The sequence below is a fragment of the Bradyrhizobium sp. AUGA SZCCT0222 genome (assembly GCF_018130205.1).
In the GTDB taxonomy this organism is placed as follows: Bacteria; Pseudomonadota; Alphaproteobacteria; order Rhizobiales; family Xanthobacteraceae; genus Bradyrhizobium.
The window spans coordinates 14,570-31,081 of record NZ_JAFCLX010000073.1; the positions used below are offsets into that span (position 1 = coordinate 14,570).

A 16,512-nucleotide genomic window follows, 5' to 3' on the forward strand; every position below is an offset into this window, starting at 1 on the left:
CGCCTCCCGAGTGAGCGCGAATGCGCTCATCCGGGGATGACGTCTGTGGATCATGCTGCAGCAGCCCGCCTCACTTCACTTTCTTCCCACCTTTGACGTAAGCCTCGATGTGGTCAAACGTCTTGCCGGCCGGTTCGAGGTTTTCGAAGGCCGAAGCGGCCTTGCTCATGTTTTCGGCGGTCTTGTCGCGGTCCTTCGGGTCGGGTTTGAAGACGGCGAGCATGGTGAGCGTCGTCATGTAATTTCCGAACGCCGCTTGCTCGGCCGCGAACAGGTTTTTCAGGCGAGGATCGTTCGCAAAAAAGCCGGAGAAGGTCTTCTTGATGCCGTCGTCGGCTGATGCCAGCGACTGCAACGCCCAAAATCCGCTCGCCAATGTCAGCACGCGAAAGAATTTGGCGGGCTCGGTTTTGCACGCGTATTTGTCGCAGGCCATCTTGGCCATCACGTTGTCCCGGCCTTCCGCGGTCATGTTCGGCCCGAACTTGCCCTTCATGAATCCCATGCGCATGGCAATGCCCGCCATGTCGTCATCTGCGCTGGAGAAGTTGGCGAGGATTCTTTCAATGAAGCTGGTGTCACCGGATGCCATATAAGCGCCGATCAGGAGGTCATTGTCGGCGGCATTCGACGACGGCCGCACCACGGCAAGTTTGGCAGGCTGGTTCTTTTCGATTTTCTGCAGCGTGGCTGTGATCTGGTTTTCCTCGGCAAATTTCTGCGCGTCTTCCGTGAGGCCGGCGCCGTAGAGCGCCACAAGCTTCACCGATTTGACGTAAGAAGAGGCTTCAAGTTGCAGGATGCGCTGCTTCTCTGCGGGCGACGTGCTGAAGATCTGCGCCAGGAATCCAATGACGGCACTGGGATCGGCGTTTGGGCCGGCTCGCATTTGCGACAGCACGCTGTCGACGCAGGCGGGCTGCTTGGTGCGGTAATAGCCGGTCATGCAGTTCTGGTCCGCAGATGCGGGCGAGCACTGAATACCGAGCAGCGCGATCGCGGCGTAAAGCAATCTTTTCATGACAATTCCGCTAAATCAGGCGAATCGAGCGCCGTTGCCCGCAGCGAAGCGGGCCGGCGACCGTTAGTCGCCGGAACGGGCCAGATCGTTCAGGCTGTGATAGATTCGTCACTTCTCTCCCCTAGAAAGCCGAGATGCGCTTCCTGACGACCTTCCAGATCGCCGATTTCCTCGACACCCTGGTCAGCCTGACCGCGGCGTTCGTTCTGGGCACCCTGATCGGCGCCGAGCGGCAATACCGGCAGCGGACGGCCGGCCTGCGCACCAATGTGCTGGTTGCTGTCGGCGCGGCCGCCTTTGTCGATCTTGCGATGCATCTGAAGGCTGCCGAAGGCGCCGTACATGTGATCGCCTATGTCGTCTCGGGGATCGGCTTCCTCGGCGCCGGCGTCATCATGAAAGAGGGCCTGAACGTCCGCGGCCTGAACACCGCGGCGACGCTCTGGGGATCGGCCGGGGTCGGAGCCTGCGCCGGCGCCGACATGGTGGCCCAGGCGGCGGCGCTGACCGTGTTCGTGGTCGCCGGCAACACCCTGCTGCGTCCGCTGGTCAACGCCATCAACCGCATTCCGATCGACGAACGCGCTTCCGAGGCGACTTATTACTTCAAGCTCGCGGTCAGTGCGGAGGCGTTGCCTGACATGCGCGACCACATGGTTGAGCGATTGGAGAATGCAAAATATCCGGTCGCTGAACTCAATGTGGTCGAGCATGGCGATGACCTCTTGGAGATCGTCGCCACGCTGGTTTCCACCGCGATCGATCCCAACGAATTGAATGCGGTCGCGGTCGATCTGCAGCGCCAGCCCGGCGTTCGCCACGCCACCTGGGAAGTCAGCACCAAGGATTAGTTTTGTTATTGCCCGGTTCCGCACGCTGCGGGGCGGGGAACAATGCGCTACGCCGGCCGTTGTCATCGCGAACAACCTTGCGGTGAACGATATGTCTGCCGATCAGAACAAGCGCAGCTACCGGATTGATTTTCTCGTTGCGGCCGCGCTGGTCACGACGGGCCTCGTGATGTCCGGTCTGTCGCTGGCCGAGTTGCGCGCGCGCCCGCCGCAACAAATGGCGCAGGCCACCCAGCCGCTGCAATCGACGCCGGGTGCGGAAACCAGGCCGTCGGTGCCCGCGGAGACGACGACCGGCACCCGGCCGTCCAACGTGCCGCCCGAACCGGCGCGACCCGATGCCGACGCGCAGAAGGCGGGCGCCCAGCCCGCGCTGCCGCCGGCACCGGCCGAGAAAACGGCCGAGCCGATCAAGCAGAAGTAGTCTTTCGTCATTCCGGGATGCGCCACTTGGCGCAGGCCCGGAATCCATACTCACGATCGTGGTTATGGATTCCGGGCTCGCGCTTCGCGCGCCCCGGAATGACGGAGGGATGAAGCGCCCTCTGACGCCGATTTGACTGACGCTGCCGGATTTACAGTCTCGCCTGAGCCATCAAGCTCCCCCATAATCGCCCTCATCGCGCGACCGCGCCTACGACAGATGGGGCAGGCCATGAAGATCGACGATGTCAGACGAACCGCGTATTCGATGCCGCTGAACAACCCGTCCTTCCCGCCGGGGCCCTATCGCTTCTTCAACCGCGAATATTTCATCATCACCTACCGGACCGATCCGGACGTGCTTCGCGCCCTGGTGCCGGAGCCGCTCGAAGTCAGCGAACCGGTCGTCAAATACGAATTCATCCGTATGCCCGACTCGACCGGCTTCGGCGACTACACCGAAACCGGCCAGGTGATCCCGGTCCGTCTCAACGGCGAGGAGGGCGCTTATACCCACGCGATGTATCTCGACGACGAAGGCCCGATCGCCGGCGGCCGCGAAATCTGGGGATTTCCCAAAAAGCTCGCGAAGCCGAAGATCGAAGTCGAGAGCGATGTGCTGGTCGGCTCGCTGCATTACGGCTCGGTGCTCTGTGCCTCCGCCACCATGGGTTACAAGCATCGCCCGGTCGATCATGACGCCGTGCTGAAGGGCATGAAGGCGCCGAACTTCATTCTCAAGATCATCCCGCATGTCGACGGCAGCCCTCGGATCTGCGAACTGGTGCGCTTCCATCTCGAGGACATCACGCTGAAGGAAGCATGGAGCGGTCCGGCCGCGCTCGGCCTGTTTCCCCACGCGCTGTGTGACGTTGCCCGGCTTCCGGTGCGCGAAGTGGTCTCCGCGCTGCATTTCAAGGCTGATCTGACGCTGGGATTGGGGAAGGTGGCGTTCGATTACATGGCGAAGTGACAGTCGTCATTCCCCGATGCGCAATTGCGCATCTGAGGGCGATGCGGAGCATCGAACCCGGAATCTCGAGATTCCCCGGTGCGCAATTGCGCACCTGAGGTCTGGCCCTTCGGGCCATCCCGGAATGACGAGTGGCTTATAGGGTCGCTCGCGTTCGACGGTTTGGCGAAGTGACGCTCTACTGAGCGCCCTTGAGCGTGCACGATGTCGAGCAGGTCGTCATCACGCCGCGCTGGCAGGAGATGCACACGGCGATGCACTGCTTCAGGTCCTTGGGATTGTAGGAGCTGTAGAGCTTGCGCGCGCAGTTATCGATCGAGCCGGTGATGTCGTTGTTGTTGTCAGGTTTGCACCCGGCCAAAACGACCGCCGATAGCATGATTGCGATAAAGACGCGCATTTCCACCGCTCCACCGGGGGCGTCGCTGCGCAGAGACGCAGGACGGCTCAAGGTCCTCGTAAAAGAGGTACCTTTCAGGATTGCGCGATTTTATTAAGCGAGCGTTACGGTGACCGGTGGCCCCTGATGCTGCGTTGCATCAGAGGTGGAACCATACCTTATCGCACAAGAATGTTGCGGAACTGCCAGGGATCGGAGGTATCGATGTCTTCCGGGAACAGGCCCGGCCGATCCGTCAGCGGGGTCCAGTCGGTGTAGTATCCCTTTACCGGGCCGAGATACGGCATCTGGATTTCCAGCAGACGATCGAAATCCATCTCGTCGGCTTCGACGATGCCTTGGTTCGGGTTTTCCAGCGCCCACACCATGCCGCCGAGCACGGCGGAGGTCACTTGCAGGCCGGTGGCGTTCTGATAGGGCGCGAGTTTGCGGGTCTCTTCGATGGAGAGCTGCGAGCCGTACCAGTAGGCATTGTTGTCATGGCCGAACAGCAGCACGCCGAGTTCGTCGATGCCGTCGACGATTTCGTTCTCATCGAGGATGTGGTGCTTTTCCTGCATCTTTGCTGCGCGGCCGAACATTTCATGCAGCGACAGCACGGCATCGTCAGCCGGATGATAGGCATAGTGGCAGGTCGGCCGATAGATCGCCGTGCCCGATGCGTCACGCACCGTGAAGTAATCGGAGATCGAGATCGACTCGTTGTGGGTGACGAGGAAGCCATACTGCGCGCCGCGGGTCGGGCACCAAGTGCGCACGCGCGTGTTGGCGCCGGGCTGCATCAGGTAGATGGCGGCGCCGCAACCCGCTTCGTGGGTACGTGCGTTCTCGGGCATCCATTTTTCATGGGTGCCCCAACCGAGTTCGGACGGCTGCACGCCTTCCGACAGGAAACCCTCCACCGACCAGGTGTTGACGAAGACATCAGGCTCTTTCGGCGACTTGGAGCGCTGGGTGTCGCGTTCGGCGATGTGGATGCCCTTGACGCCAGCCTGCCGCATCAGGTCCGCCCATTCGGCCTTGGTCTTCGGCTTGGGGGCATTGAGCTTCAGATCAGCGGCGACATTGAGCAGCGCCTGCTTGACGAAAAAGGAGACCATGCCGGGATTGGCGCCGCAGCAGGAGACGGCCGTCGTCGAGCCCGCGGGGCGCGCCTTCTTGGCGGCCAGCGTCGCTTCGCGAAGGGCGTAGTTGGAGCGCGCCTCCGGGCCCTTCGAAGAATCGAAATAGAAGCCGAGCCAGGGCTCGTTGACAGTGTCGATGTAGAGAGCGCCAAGCTCGTTGCAGAGCTCCATGATGTCGGTGGAGCCGGTATCGACCGAGAGATTGACGCAGAAACCCTGGCCGCCGCCTTCGGTGAGCAGCGGGGTAAGCAACGCGCGATAATTGTCCCTGGTCACGCCCTGCTGGATGAATTTTACATTGTGCTTCTCGCAATGCGCCTTGCGGCCCTCGTCCTTGGGATCGATCACGGTGATGCGCGACTTGTCGTAATCGAGATGCCGCTCGATCATCGGCAACGTGCCTTTGCCGATGGAGCCGAAGCCGACCATGACGATGGGACCGGTGATCTTCGCGTAGATCTGCGAGGCGGGGCTCATGGGATGGTTTCTCCGGAAAGTGCTGGCGGACAGATGGTGAGGGGTGGATCAGGCGCTGCGGCGCTTGGCGGTCACTTCGATCTCGATCTTCATCTCGGGCCTGTAGAGGCCCGCGACCACCAGAAGCGTCGCGGCCGGGCGAATATCGTCGAGAACTTCGCCGCAGACCGCGAAATGGGCATCCGCATCCCTGAGGTCGGTGATGTAGTAGGTCGCGCGGACGATGTCGGCCATCGCGAAGCCGCCCTCTTTCAAGGCGGCCTCGATGGTCTTGAAGCAGTTCCGTGACTGGCTCGTGACATCGTCAGGCATCGTCATGGTGGTGTAGTCATAGCCGGTGGTGCCGGCGACAAAGGCGAAATCGCCGTCGATCACGGCGCGGCTGTAGCCGGCGGTCTTCTCGAACGGCGAACCGGTGGAAATGAGACGGCGGGGCATCGGAACCTCGATTTGCGGCCTGATCCGAAAATAGCTGATTTGGCGCGGTTTAAGGGCTTTTCGCCGGACCGCGCAACCCCTCTGACGCGAGGGCTCAGGCCGCGTGCGGTACGGTCTGCAGAGCCTTCTTCGCGCGAGATGCTTTTGCCTTGCGCATTGGCGCGCCGGACGCCGAGATCATGCCCCAGGCGCCATCGAGCCCGCCCTCGCGCAGCGCGAGGCCGAGCAGGCGGTCGCGTTCGAACGGGCCGGGCAGCGACAGCTCGCCGGTCTTTTCGGCCGAGAAGCCGAACCTGACGTAATAGGGCGCGTCGCCGAGCAGGATCACCGTGCGATGGCCACGCGCCGTCGCCGCCGCGAGCGCGTGGTCCATCAGCGCGGCCCCGACGCCGAGCTGGCGGGAGGATTCCTCAACCGCCAGCGGGCCGAGCATGAGCGCCGGGATGCCGCCGGCGCTGACGTGCCACAACCGCACGGTGCCCACCAGTTTCCCTCGTGCCACGGCCGACAAGGCAAGGCCTTCGGCGGGCGCACGTTCGTCACGCAGGCGCTGGCAGGTGCGGTTAAGGCGATTCGCGCCAAAGCAGGCATCCAGCAGCGCTTCACGCGCAACGACGTCCGAAGCCCGTTCCGCACGGATCGCGAACGGAGCGGCATTCGGGGTGAGGGCGATAGTGGTCTTCCGCAAAGCAGTCATGGCACGTCAGTCCTCACTCCAACGGCAAATCACGCCGCGGAGCGTTGTCTCGAAATTCGCAATAATAGGGGGTGGGAGCCGGCGCACCGGCTCCCGTTATTCAGGCCTCAGAGCGGCCGTTTCAGATGTGGTAGGTCCGCAGCGGCGGGATGCCGTTGAACGCCACCGACGAGTAGGTCGACGTATAGGCGCCGGTGCCTTCGATCAGCAGCTTGTCGCCGATCTCGAGCGTAACCGGGAGCGGATACGGCAGCTTCTCGTACAAGACGTCGGCGCTGTCGCAGGTCGGGCCCGCGAGCACGCACGGCGTCATCTCCGCGCCGTCATGCGGCGTGCGGATGGCGTAACGGATCGACTCGTCCATCGTCTCGGCGAGACCGCCGAACTTGCCGATGTCGAGATACACCCAGCGCACCTCGTCCTCGTCGCTCTTCTTGGAGATCAGAACGACTTCGGTCTCGATGATGCCGGCATTGCCGACCATGCCGCGTCCCGGCTCGATGATGGTTTCCGGGATCTGGTTGCCGAAATGCTTGCGCAGCGCGCGGAAGATCGACCGGCCGTATTGCAGGACCGGAGGAACGTCCTTGAGGTACTTGGTCGGGAATCCACCGCCCATGTTGACCATGGACAGGTTGATCCCGCGCTCGGCGCAGTCACGGAACACCGACGAGGCCATCGACAAAGCACGGTCCCACGCCTTCACCTTGCGCTGCTGCGAGCCGACATGGAACGAGATGCCGCACGGCTCCAGGCCCAGGCGCTTGGCGAGGTCGAGCACGTCGACCGCCATCTCCGGATCGCAGCCGAACTTGCGCGACAGCGGCCACTCGGCGCCGGCGCAATCATAGAGGATGCGGCAGAACACCTTGGCGCCGGGCGCGGCGCGGGCGATCTTCTCGACTTCGGCGGCGCAGTCGACCGCGAACAGGCGAATGCCGAGCGCGAAGGCACGCGCGATGTCGCGCTCCTTCTTGATCGTGTTGCCATAGGAGACGCGGTCCGGCGTCGCACCGGCAGCCAGCGCCATTTCGATCTCGGCGACGGTTGCGGTGTCGAAGCACGAGCCCATCGAGGCCAGGAGCTGCAGCACTTCCGGCGACGGGTTTGCCTTCACCGCGTAGAACACGCGGCTGTCCGGCAACGCCTTCGCGAAGGTCTGGTAATTGTCGCGCACGACTTCGAGGTCGACCACGAGGCACGGCTCGGTGTCCTGGCCCTCGCTGCGGCGGTTGCGCAGGAATTCCTGAATACGTTCGGTCATAGCACTCTCCCAAACGGCCCAGCGACGGGGATCCGTTCAAAAAATTGATGTCGGATAAGAGCGCTCCGGCCACATCGCGCGATGGAGGCGCAACGAAGCCAAAAGACTCAGATCAGACTGTGCTGCCGTGGATTGGTTGGGAATTTCCCGCCCGCACACCTGGCAATGAAGGACAAGCCTTTTCAGTAGCCCGCGCCGGCGTTGGAATGCCGGTAGAGACCAAAAAAGCCCGATCCGTCGTTGCTTTAAGTCGCGTCCCCCGTTGAGAGCGGGGTGCGCCGGTTCGCCTCCGGCTGCCAGTCACGGTTGCAAAAGATGCAGAGACCTTCAACGGCATCTCTTGAGAGAGATGCTGGCCTCCCAGGTTTTCACCTGAGCGACCCTCGGTTCTTCATCCCTTGGCGGCTGTCCGGCCTCTTGTCCGGATACCTACCGACTGACACACGACCACAGGCACGTGCGAAATTGGGCAAGGCTGGAAATAAGGCTTTTGAATCTGTGACGCAACATTTTTTTTAGGCTGGGGACAAGTTTCCGCGCGCGTACTTACAAAATGGTTCTCGGCACGCGCTGAGCGACGTCGAGAGAAGCGCCAGCGCGATCAAACATGAACGGCTGTTAAGATTTCTCGGGGAAATTACGGAGTGTTGTCGCGTGAAGTGCAGTCACGAAAGCGGCTGTGCCGCAGTGATTTCTTGAGCTCGCGCGTCAGCTGCGTTTCCAGAACGGCTCGATGCGCTGAGCTTGGCGGATGAAGCCGGCCATGATCACGACGCCGATGCCGAACATCACCGCTTGCAGGATGTGCGCGCCGGTGTCGGAGAGCCCGAGCAGGATCGCGAGCGCCCAGCCGCCGGCGAATGCCGCGCCGAACACCTCGGCGCCGATCAGGATCGCCGCCGAGATGACGGTGATGACGCTCGGCCAGATGATCTCGCTCTTGGCGCCGGAAGAAGGCTGCATGCTCATGAAACAGGTCCTGTTGGGTGGCCGCAATCTCTCCGAAAAGGCCTCCACTATCAAGCTTAAAAGGCCCAAAAATGCCGTATCGCGTGATATAGATTGACGCATCATTCAGAGCGTTTTCGAGCGAAGTGAGACTTAATCTGCGGTAAGAAAACGCGTCAAAAACAAGGCCTGGAGCCTGAAGCGGCTTCAGAGCAGAAACGGGACTTGTGATGTCGGAAACCCAGCAAAATGCAGCCCCTCCGGAACCCCCGGCAAATCCGCTGCTGCGGCCGTGGCAGACGCCGTTCGAGACGCCGCCCTTTGCCGAAATTCTCCCTGAGCACTTCCTGCCGGCTTTCGAGCAGGCCTTTGCCGATCACGCCGCCGAGGTCGCCGCCATCACCCACGATCCCGCAGCGCCGGACTTCGCCAACACCATCACGGCACTGGAGCGCTCCGGCAAGCTGCTCTCCAAGGTCTCCGCCGTGTTCTACGACCTGGTGTCGGCGCACTCCAACCCGGCGATCCTGGAGATCGACAAGGAAGTGTCGCCGCGGATGGCGCGGCACTGGAATCCGATCATGATGAACGCGGTGCTGTTCGGCCGCATCGCCATGCTCCACCACAACCGCGCCACGCTCGGCCTGAGCAGCGAGGAGATCCGGCTGCTGGAACGCACCTACACCAACTTCCACCGCGCCGGCGCCGGCCTCGACGAAGCCGCCAAGGCGCGCCGGGCCGCGATCAACGAGCGGCTGGCCGAGCTTGGCACCTCGTTCAGCCACCACCTGCTCGGCGATGAGCAGGACTGGTTCATGGAGCTTGGCGAGGACGACCGCGGCGGGCTGCCCGAAGCCTTCGTCGCCGCCGCCAGGGCCGCCGCCGAGGCGCGCGGGATGCCCGGCAAGGCGATCGTGACGCTGTCGCGCTCTTCCGTGGAGCCGTTCCTGAAGAGCTCCGATCGGCGTGACCTGCGCGAGAAGGTGTTCCGTGCCTTCACCGCCCGCGGCGACAATGGCAATGCCAACGACAACAACGCCACCGTGGTGGAGATCCTCGGGCTGCGCGAGGAGGCCGCCAAGATCATGGGCTTCCCGACCTATGCCGCCTACCGCCTGGAAGATTCCATGGCCAAGACGCCCGAGGCGGTGCGCAGCCTGCTGGAGCGGGTCTGGAAGCCGGCGCGGGCCCGGGCGCTCGCCGACCGCGACGCGCTGCAGGCCATGATCGCGGAAGAGGGCGGCAATTTCGCGCTGGCGCCGTGGGACTGGCGCTACTACGCCGAAAAGCTGCGCCAGGTCCGCGCCAATTTCGACGACGCCGCGATCAAGCCGTATCTGGTGCTCGACCACATGATCGAGGCCGCCTTCGACTGCGCCACCCGCCTGTTCGGCGTCACCTTCGCCGAACGCAAGGATATCCCGGTCTGGCATCCGGACGTCCGGGTCTGGGAGGTCAAGGGCGCCGATGGCAAGCACAAGGCGCTGTTCTATGGCGACTACTTCGCCCGGCCGTCAAAGCGCTCCGGCGCCTGGATGACCTCGCTGCGCGACCAGCAGAAGCTCGACGGCGAGATCGCCCCGCTGGTGATCAATGTCTGCAATTTCGCCAAGGGTGCCGACGGCGAGCCGTCGCTGCTGTCGCCGGACGACGCGCGGACCCTGTTCCACGAGTTCGGCCACGGGCTGCACGGCATGCTGTCCAACGTGAACTATCCCTCGCTGTCCGGCACCTCTGTTTTCACCGACTTCGTCGAGCTGCCCTCGCAGCTCTACGAGCACTGGCAGGAGCAGCCGCAGGTGCTGCGGCAGTTCGCAAAACACTACCAGACCGGCGAGCCGCTGCCGGACGAACTGCTCACCCGCTTCCTGGCCGCGCGCAAATTCAACCAGGGCTTTGCCACCGTGGAGTTCGTCTCCTCGGCGCTGATCGACCTCGAATTCCACACCCAGCCGGCATCAGCCAGCCGCGACGTCGGCGCGTTCGAGAAGGCGGAGCTGGAGAAAATCGGCATGCCCGCCGAGATCGCGCTGCGGCACCGGCCCACGCAATTCGGCCATATCTTCTCCGGCGACCATTATGCGTCGGGTTATTACAGCTACATGTGGTCGGAGGTGATGGACGCCGACGCGTTCGGCGCCTTCGAGGAGGCCGGCGACATCTTCGACCCCGCCACCGCAAAACGCCTGCACGACGACATCTACTCGTCCGGCGGCTCGCGCGACCCCGAGGACGCCTATGTCGCGTTCCGCGGCCGGGAGCCGGAGCCCGACGCGCTGCTGCGCCGCCGGGGCCTGCTCGAAACGCCGGAGGCGGCGTGAAGTCTTCCGTCGTCCCGGCCTAGTGCGCAATTGCGCACGGGGGGCCGGGACCCATAACCCCGGATGCCCGTAGTGAGAGGAAGGTCTTTGCCACACTGCCAAAAAGAGACGACACGGCGTATGGGTCCCGGCCTTCGCCGGGACGACGTTTCGCGGATACTGTTCGGATTGTTGGGCTTGATCGTCGCGTCGCTGCTCGGCACTGCCCCGGCAAAGGCCCATCCGCATGTCTGGATCACCGCCAAGAGCGAGGTGGTCTACGCCCCTGACGGCTCGATCTCAGGCGTGCGCCACGCCTGGACCTTCGACGACATGTTCTCGACCTATGCGCTGCAGGGCATCGAGACGAAGACAAAGGGCGTCTACAGCCGCGAGGAGCTGGCGCCGCTGGCGCAGACCAATATCGAGTCGCTGAAGGAATTCGGCTACTTCACCTTCGCCAGGGCCGACGGCAAGAAAGAGAGGTTCTTGGAGCCGGTCGACTACTATCTCGAATTCAAGCAGGACGCGCTGACGCTGCATTTCATGCTGCCCGCCAAGACGCCGTTCAAGGCCAAACAGGCCGCGCTGGAAGTGTTCGATCCTGCCTACTTCATCGATTTCAAGTTCGAGGAGAAGGACCCGATCAAGCTGGTCGGCGCGCCCGCCGACTGCAAGCTGCAGTTTCTCAGGCCCAATGACGGCACCGCCAACGCCCAGCGGCTCAACGAAAACAATTTTATGAACGGCGACAATTCCAACTACGGCGCCATGTACGCCAACAAGATTTTAGTGGATTGCCCGTGACCAAAGCGTTTTCCAGCGAAGTGGGCCCGGTTCGCGTCAAGAAAACGCGTCAAGAAAACGAATCTGGAGCCCCGTTTCGATTCGATCGAAACGGAAAAGGCTCCAGCTTCACCCACGCGCTCCTGATCGGGATCGTCGCACTCGCCGCCATTGTCGCGGTCGACGGCGCCCTCCACGTCCTGTTGGCGCAAAATCCGTTCGGCGGCCCCCGGCCGGCCAAGGCTCCTGAGCCGCAGGTCGGCGGCATCGTCGGCTGGCTGCTCGCAAAACAATCGGAATTCTATCGCGAGATGTCGGCGACCATCCGCGCCGCCAAGTCCGACGGTTCGGCGGTCTGGACCCTGCTGGCGATCTCGTTTGCGTACGGGATATTCCACGCCGCCGGTCCCGGCCACGGCAAGGCTGTCATCTCGTCCTATCTGGTCGCCAATCACGAGACCGCGCGGCGCGGCATCGTGCTGTCGTTTGCATCCGCGATGTTGCAGGCGCTGGTCGCCGTGCTGATCGTCGGCATCGGCGCCTGGCTGCTCAACGCTACCGCCAAGACGATGTGCGGGGCGGAGAAGGTGATCGAGATCGCGAGCTACGCTTTGATCGCGGCGTTCGGCGCCCGGCTGGTCTGGACCAAGGGCGGCGGATTCATGCGCGCGCTGCAGGCCAAGCCAGCGCCCGCGATGGCTACCGCTACGGCTGCGGCCAGCCATCAGCACAATCATGGCCACGATCACCATCACCACGATCACCACCACCATGAACATCATCACCATGCCCACGCGCACGCTGACGCCCATGCGCACGGTCATGCCCACGCGCACGCTCATGCTGACGCTCATTCTCACGCAGACGACCACGTCCATGACGAGCATTGCGGCCATTCCCACGGCCCGACGCCGGACCAGCTTGCCGGCCCCGGCGGTTGGCAACGTGGCCTCGGCGCCATCTTCGCCGTGGGCCTGCGGCCCTGTTCGGGCGCGATCCTGGTTTTGGTGTTCGCGCTGGCGCAGGGCCTGTTCTGGGCCGGCATCGCCGCGACTTTCGTGATGGGCCTCGGCACCGCGATCACGGTCGCGACCATCGCCATCGTCGCGGTGTCCGCGCGAGGCCTCGCCGAGCGCCTCAGCGCCGGCCGCGAAGGCGGCGGCGCGCTGATCATGCGCGGCATCGAATTCGGCGCGGCGGGCCTCGTGCTGCTGTTCGGGCTCGGCCTCTTGTTCGGCTATCTCGCCGCCGAGCGCGTGACGTGTCTGTAGGGTGGGTAGAGCGAAGCGAAACCCACCGCCTCGTTCACGAACCGGGATGATGGGTATCGCGAAGTTTGTCGTCGGCCGCGTAGCACGCAGGCTGCCGCAGTGCCCCGTAGCGAAGCCGGCTTGAATCGCATGCGCCGCATCCTGCTGATCAACCCGAACAGTTCGGCGGCGACCACCGCCATGATGGTCGGCATCGCGCAAGCGGCTGCGGCCGAAGCGTGTGAAATTGACGGTGCGACGGCGCGCCACGCGCCGCCGATGATTGTCGAGCCCGATGCGCTTGCCGCCGCGGCTGACGAAGTCGTCGAGATAGCCGTCTCGAACGATGGCAAGTACGATGGTTTCATCGTCGCGGCGTTCGGCGATCCGGGCCTTGCGGAAGTCCGGGGGCGATGCCGGACGCCGGCGGTCGGCATCGCTGAATCGGCCTTTCGCGAAGCATCAGCCGGCGGGCGGCGGTTTGGGATCGCCACGACGACGCCGGCATTGAAGGCTGCCATTGATCGGCGCGTCGCCTTGCTGGGGCTGTCGGCGCAATACACCGGCCTTCGAATAACGTCCGCGGACCCCACGGAGTTGGTCAAGGACAAGCTTCGCCTGCGCGACGCGCTGGCCGATGTCGTGCGTCACTGCATCAGCGATGACGGCGCAGAGGCCGTCATTATCGGCGGCGGCCCGCTGGGCGAGGCCGCGCGCGAACTGAAGCCAATGTTCTCGATCCCGATCGTCGCGCCCATTTCCGCAGCGGTACGGTCAATTCTTGCGCTTCTGGCGCGGAAGTGATGGCGGCGCTACGCGCCGCAAGTGGATCTGGGATCATGCTCACGCTCCTGCGTTGGGCAGAGAGAAGAGATTGGAAGGTTAACGGCCAGGAGCAATGCCGGCGCGAAACCGAAAGACGTGGAACCATCTGCCCGGATTTGCTACAATGCAGCTATGGAACGCGAAGAAGCCATTAGCCGGCTGCGGCAGCACGAAGCCGATTTGAGGCGGCTTGGCGTCGAACATCTTTACATGTTCGGCTCGACGGCGCGCGGCGAGGCTAACCATGATTCCGACGTGGACCTCTTTTTCGACTATCAAAAGGGCAAGCTTGGCGTGTACGAGCTGATGGACGTGAAGGAATGCGCCGCCAGCATTCTCGGCCGCAAGACTGATATCATGACGCGCGACAGCCTGCACAAGGCGCTCCGGAAGACGATAGAAGCAACAGCCATCCGCGTGTTTTAGTGGTGGCACGTTCGCTCGTCCCCCTCTTAACGGACATCATCGAGGCGATCGAGCGCGTAGGGGCGTATCGGTGCGTAGGGTGGGTAGAGCGAAGCGAAACCCACCGCCCGGTTCACGAACCGAAATGACGGGTATCGCTTCGCTCCAACCATCCTAAGCGCTAGATCAGCCATGAACGTTATCTTTCACACCCTGGCCAGCGTAGCGACCGCGGCCGTTCTATCGGCTCAGCTCAAGAAGAGGCCGATCCATTCAACAACCGGTCTGACCGTTCTGCTCATTGGATTCATCGCCGGAGTTCTGTTGCATGGTTTGCTTGATTGGAGTTCTCATCAATATCCGCTCCCTTCCGTCCTGGATGTTGGTGTCAGTCTGATCTTGTTCTCCATTGCTTTCATGCTGGCGCATCGGGAAGCACGATGGATACTATTCGCCTGCTTTCTGGGAGCTATTTTTCCAGATCTGATGGATCTGGGACCCGCCATCCTCAACAAGCAAATGCAGCTGCATTTGCCGACGGTAAAACTCTTCCCTTGGCATTGGAAGGAATACTCAGGCTCCATCTATGATGGCAGCCGCCGTTGGCTATCGATCCTGAATCATCTGCTCGTAATCGGAATCAGCGGATGCTTGATTCTCAGATTTAGGGCAAAGTTTGATACGAACTCCGTTTTAGACGTGCTTGCAGGTGTGTAGAGCGACCTGCCCGCCATGTCGTTGCCACTCGGCTAAGCGTCAGCACCATAGGAGGCAGCAATGCGCATCAGATCAATTGCCGTCGCCTGCTTGCTGGTCGCGGTCTGCTGGGTTGTGACGGCAATGCCATCCCTCGCGGCCCCGATCTGCTGGATAGAGCGTATCGCCAAAGCCAACGGCGGCATCGACGTCTATTTCATAAAGAACGCAGTTTTGAACATAAGCGTAATGAAGAATCCCGGCGTTACCTCGGCTCGCTATACCGCACATAATGGTGTGGTCCGCGATGAAGGTGGTCGGGAGCAGGATCGCCTCTTTGTAAAGGATGGCGGCGAGTTCACTGCATTGCAGCTGGCGCACGACAGCTGCACCTACAAGGTTAGCGCAAGCGGGGAGGTCGGCAAGGTCACCGCGAAGGCAGCGCTGCGGTTGCATGGACTCCCGCCCGCGTTCGCTACGCAGACCATTGGGACGGATGGTACTGAAACGGATTAAAGCGTGTAGGGTAAGCGAGAGACGAGCCGGTAAGAGGCGCTACAGGGGATTCAATGTCACGCGACCAGTTCTGGTTCTTCCACCCGTTCCGGGTGCGCTATTCCGAGATCGACGGGCAGGGCGTTGTCTTCAACGCGCACTACCTGACCTATTTCGACACCAGCATCACCGAGTATTTCCGCGCGCTCGGCTACGACCAGTACGCCGACTCCCGAAAGACCGGGATCGACTTCCATGTCGTCAAATCGCTGATCGAATACAAGGCGCCGGTGCTGTTCGACTGGGAATTGGACGTCGGCGCGCGGGTGGCGCGGATCGGCAATTCAAGCCTTACCTTCGAGCTCGCGATCTTTCAGAAGGGCGGCCATGAGGCGCTGGTGACCGGGGAAATCGTCTGGGTCTATACCGACCAGAAATCCCATCGGCCGGTTCCGATCCCGCAATCAATCCGCGACTTCATCGCGACGCGGGAGCGGCATCTGGCTTAGAGCGAATTGAGGATGATGAGCGCGATCGCCAGGATGAGCAGAACCCACCATATCTGGACGGCGATGGCTACGAAGCCGAGGACGGCCGCGATACCTGCCAGCAGCTTTCCTTCCTTCATGATGATCGCGACGACGGCGAAAGAGATGGCGATCACGCCGAGCGCGGCCGCCCCCGTTGAGAGTACCTCGTTCCAGGTCGCCTGACCGACGAGCCCGGAAAGATAGATCCCCGGCACCAATTGCGTCAGCGCCGAGACCAGCAGCGCCAACAGGCCTGTCACGCTGCCGATAATGCTGAACCGGCGGGATTGTACGGCACTATCCATCACAGTATCCATCACATGAAATCTCCCGCGCCGCCTTGGAGCGAGCCGCGCTTGTGCAGCCTTGGTGTGGTGCAGCCGCTTGAAGGTTCAATGTGAGCTTGCCTGTCCCCCGGACGGGCAGCCAACTGCGGCAATTTGGCCCGACGGGCAAATCACTTCCGGTTTCCAGAAACCGTGTCAAGCCCCGAAATAAAAAATATTTCTGTTTACCAGAACACAAATCAGGGGCATATATTCGCCCATCCCGTCCTACTCAGAAGGGCGTCGGCCGTCGTCACGGACGTTGGGCGGGTTGCGGTGGACG

19 protein-coding genes are annotated in these 16,512 nt (G+C 62.5%); 11 read left to right on the forward strand and 8 right to left on the reverse strand.

What is annotated here, in order from left to right:
* Nucleotides 1–70 precede the first annotated feature (70 nt).
* On the reverse strand, nt 71–1,021 hold the full coding sequence (locus tag JQ629_RS34935) for a hypothetical protein (protein ID WP_212416478.1): 951 nt from the start codon (nt 1,019–1,021) through the stop codon (nt 71–73).
* A 134-nt stretch (nt 1,022–1,155) separates the two neighbouring features.
* Here JQ629_RS34935 and JQ629_RS34940 point away from each other — a divergent pair, with 134 nt between their 5' ends.
* The 3 genes from JQ629_RS34940 (at nt 1,156) to JQ629_RS34950 (ending at nt 3,268) form a co-directional block, all read left to right on the forward strand.
* Nucleotides 1,156–1,872 carry an MgtC/SapB family protein gene (locus JQ629_RS34940; RefSeq protein ID WP_212416479.1) on the forward strand — a complete coding sequence of 239 codons (717 nt, stop codon included), beginning with the start codon at nt 1,156–1,158 and terminating at the stop codon, nt 1,870–1,872.
* A 91-nt stretch (nt 1,873–1,963) separates the two neighbouring features.
* Complete coding sequence (locus JQ629_RS34945) at nt 1,964–2,296, forward strand: hypothetical protein (protein ID WP_212416480.1); 333 nt, start codon at nt 1,964–1,966, stop codon at nt 2,294–2,296.
* Nucleotides 2,297–2,527: 231 nt separating this feature from the next.
* A complete protein-coding gene (locus JQ629_RS34950) occupies nt 2,528–3,268 on the forward strand; it encodes an acetoacetate decarboxylase (RefSeq protein ID WP_212416481.1) in 741 nt (246 codons plus the stop codon).
* A gap of 178 nt (nt 3,269–3,446) precedes the next feature.
* Here JQ629_RS34950 and JQ629_RS34955 read toward each other — a convergent pair whose 3' ends face one another.
* The 6 genes from JQ629_RS34955 to JQ629_RS34980 all read right to left on the reverse strand — a co-directional run bounded on the left by JQ629_RS34955 (nt 3,447) and on the right by JQ629_RS34980 (nt 8,637).
* Nucleotides 3,447–3,668: a hypothetical protein gene (locus tag JQ629_RS34955; RefSeq protein WP_212036555.1), complete on the reverse strand. Its 222-nt coding sequence runs from the start codon at nt 3,666–3,668 to the stop codon at nt 3,447–3,449.
* A gap of 158 nt (nt 3,669–3,826) precedes the next feature.
* Nucleotides 3,827–5,269 carry a homospermidine synthase gene (locus JQ629_RS34960; RefSeq protein WP_212416482.1) on the reverse strand — a complete coding sequence of 481 codons (1,443 nt, stop codon included), beginning with the start codon at nt 5,267–5,269 and terminating at the stop codon, nt 3,827–3,829.
* A 48-nt stretch (nt 5,270–5,317) separates the two neighbouring features.
* The gene (locus JQ629_RS34965) at nt 5,318–5,707 is read right to left on the reverse strand and encodes a RidA family protein (RefSeq protein ID WP_212416483.1); all 390 of its coding nucleotides are present in this window, start codon (nt 5,705–5,707) and stop codon (nt 5,318–5,320) included.
* 94 nt (nt 5,708–5,801) lie between these two features.
* Nucleotides 5,802–6,404 carry a GNAT family N-acetyltransferase gene (locus JQ629_RS34970; protein ID WP_212416484.1) on the reverse strand — a complete coding sequence of 201 codons (603 nt, stop codon included), beginning with the start codon at nt 6,402–6,404 and terminating at the stop codon, nt 5,802–5,804.
* A gap of 121 nt (nt 6,405–6,525) precedes the next feature.
* Entirely contained in the window at nt 6,526–7,668 is a 1,143-nt protein-coding gene (locus JQ629_RS34975) for a type III PLP-dependent enzyme (RefSeq protein ID WP_192738179.1), read from the reverse strand.
* 708 nt (nt 7,669–8,376) lie between these two features.
* Nucleotides 8,377–8,637 (reverse strand): hypothetical protein, encoded by a 261-nt coding sequence (locus JQ629_RS34980; protein WP_212416485.1) that lies wholly within the window; start codon nt 8,635–8,637, stop codon nt 8,377–8,379.
* 209 nt (nt 8,638–8,846) lie between these two features.
* Here JQ629_RS34980 and JQ629_RS34985 point away from each other — a divergent pair, with 209 nt between their 5' ends.
* The 8 genes from JQ629_RS34985 (at nt 8,847) to JQ629_RS35020 (ending at nt 15,882) form a co-directional block, all read left to right on the forward strand.
* Nucleotides 8,847–10,937 (forward strand): M3 family metallopeptidase, encoded by a 2,091-nt coding sequence (locus JQ629_RS34985; protein ID WP_212416486.1) that lies wholly within the window; start codon nt 8,847–8,849, stop codon nt 10,935–10,937.
* A 120-nt stretch (nt 10,938–11,057) separates the two neighbouring features.
* A complete protein-coding gene (locus tag JQ629_RS34990) occupies nt 11,058–11,723 on the forward strand; it encodes a DUF1007 family protein (protein ID WP_212416487.1) in 666 nt (221 codons plus the stop codon).
* Between the two features lie 122 nt (nt 11,724–11,845).
* Nucleotides 11,846–12,973, forward strand: a complete 1,128-nt coding sequence (locus JQ629_RS34995) for a nickel/cobalt transporter (RefSeq protein WP_212416493.1) — start codon at nt 11,846–11,848, stop codon at nt 12,971–12,973.
* A 129-nt stretch (nt 12,974–13,102) separates the two neighbouring features.
* The gene (locus tag JQ629_RS35000) at nt 13,103–13,756 is read left to right on the forward strand and encodes an aspartate/glutamate racemase family protein (RefSeq protein ID WP_212416494.1); all 654 of its coding nucleotides are present in this window, start codon (nt 13,103–13,105) and stop codon (nt 13,754–13,756) included.
* 153 nt (nt 13,757–13,909) lie between these two features.
* The gene (locus JQ629_RS35005; protein ID WP_212416488.1) at nt 13,910–14,203 is read left to right on the forward strand and encodes a nucleotidyltransferase family protein; all 294 of its coding nucleotides are present in this window, start codon (nt 13,910–13,912) and stop codon (nt 14,201–14,203) included.
* 171 nt (nt 14,204–14,374) lie between these two features.
* A complete protein-coding gene (locus JQ629_RS35010) occupies nt 14,375–14,899 on the forward strand; it encodes a hypothetical protein (protein ID WP_212416489.1) in 525 nt (174 codons plus the stop codon).
* A gap of 60 nt (nt 14,900–14,959) precedes the next feature.
* Nucleotides 14,960–15,394: a hypothetical protein gene (locus JQ629_RS35015; RefSeq protein ID WP_212416490.1), complete on the forward strand. Its 435-nt coding sequence runs from the start codon at nt 14,960–14,962 to the stop codon at nt 15,392–15,394.
* Nucleotides 15,395–15,447: 53 nt separating this feature from the next.
* Nucleotides 15,448–15,882 (forward strand): acyl-CoA thioesterase, encoded by a 435-nt coding sequence (locus JQ629_RS35020; protein WP_212416491.1) that lies wholly within the window; start codon nt 15,448–15,450, stop codon nt 15,880–15,882.
* Here JQ629_RS35020 and JQ629_RS35025 read toward each other — a convergent pair.
* Nucleotides 15,879–16,208: a hypothetical protein gene (locus tag JQ629_RS35025; protein WP_212036545.1), complete on the reverse strand. Its 330-nt coding sequence runs from the start codon at nt 16,206–16,208 to the stop codon at nt 15,879–15,881. The genes JQ629_RS35020 and JQ629_RS35025 overlap by 4 nt on opposite strands.
* Nucleotides 16,209–16,512: the final 304 nt, after the last annotated feature.

Bases quoted from the DNA above. Each gene is read 5' to 3' on its own strand.
- JQ629_RS34970 (WP_212416484.1), bottom strand. From the start codon at position 6,404: ATGACTGCTTTGCGGAAGACCACTATCGCCCTCACCCCGAATGCCGCT.
- JQ629_RS35000 (WP_212416494.1), top strand. From the start codon at position 13,103: ATGCGCCGCATCCTGCTGATCAACCCGAACAGTTCGGCGGCGACCACC.
- JQ629_RS34940 (WP_212416479.1), top strand. From the start codon at position 1,156: ATGCGCTTCCTGACGACCTTCCAGATCGCCGATTTCCTCGACACCCTG.
- JQ629_RS34955 (WP_212036555.1), bottom strand. From the start codon at position 3,668: ATGCGCGTCTTTATCGCAATCATGCTATCGGCGGTCGTTTTGGCCGGG.
- JQ629_RS35020 (WP_212416491.1), top strand. From the start codon at position 15,448: ATGTCACGCGACCAGTTCTGGTTCTTCCACCCGTTCCGGGTGCGCTAT.
- JQ629_RS34945 (WP_212416480.1), top strand. From the start codon at position 1,964: ATGTCTGCCGATCAGAACAAGCGCAGCTACCGGATTGATTTTCTCGTT.
- JQ629_RS34990 (WP_212416487.1), top strand. From the start codon at position 11,058: ATGGGTCCCGGCCTTCGCCGGGACGACGTTTCGCGGATACTGTTCGGA.
- JQ629_RS34950 (WP_212416481.1), top strand. From the start codon at position 2,528: ATGAAGATCGACGATGTCAGACGAACCGCGTATTCGATGCCGCTGAAC.
- JQ629_RS34980 (WP_212416485.1), bottom strand. From the start codon at position 8,637: ATGAGCATGCAGCCTTCTTCCGGCGCCAAGAGCGAGATCATCTGGCCG.
- JQ629_RS34965 (WP_212416483.1), bottom strand. From the start codon at position 5,707: ATGCCCCGCCGTCTCATTTCCACCGGTTCGCCGTTCGAGAAGACCGCC.
- JQ629_RS34960 (WP_212416482.1), bottom strand. From the start codon at position 5,269: ATGAGCCCCGCCTCGCAGATCTACGCGAAGATCACCGGTCCCATCGTC.
- JQ629_RS35005 (WP_212416488.1), top strand. From the start codon at position 13,910: ATGGAACGCGAAGAAGCCATTAGCCGGCTGCGGCAGCACGAAGCCGAT.
- JQ629_RS35025 (WP_212036545.1), bottom strand. From the start codon at position 16,208: ATGGATAGTGCCGTACAATCCCGCCGGTTCAGCATTATCGGCAGCGTG.
- JQ629_RS34935 (WP_212416478.1), bottom strand. From the start codon at position 1,021: ATGAAAAGATTGCTTTACGCCGCGATCGCGCTGCTCGGTATTCAGTGC.
- JQ629_RS34975 (WP_192738179.1), bottom strand. From the start codon at position 7,668: ATGACCGAACGTATTCAGGAATTCCTGCGCAACCGCCGCAGCGAGGGC.
- JQ629_RS34985 (WP_212416486.1), top strand. From the start codon at position 8,847: ATGTCGGAAACCCAGCAAAATGCAGCCCCTCCGGAACCCCCGGCAAAT.
- JQ629_RS35010 (WP_212416489.1), top strand. From the start codon at position 14,375: ATGAACGTTATCTTTCACACCCTGGCCAGCGTAGCGACCGCGGCCGTT.
- JQ629_RS35015 (WP_212416490.1), top strand. From the start codon at position 14,960: ATGCGCATCAGATCAATTGCCGTCGCCTGCTTGCTGGTCGCGGTCTGC.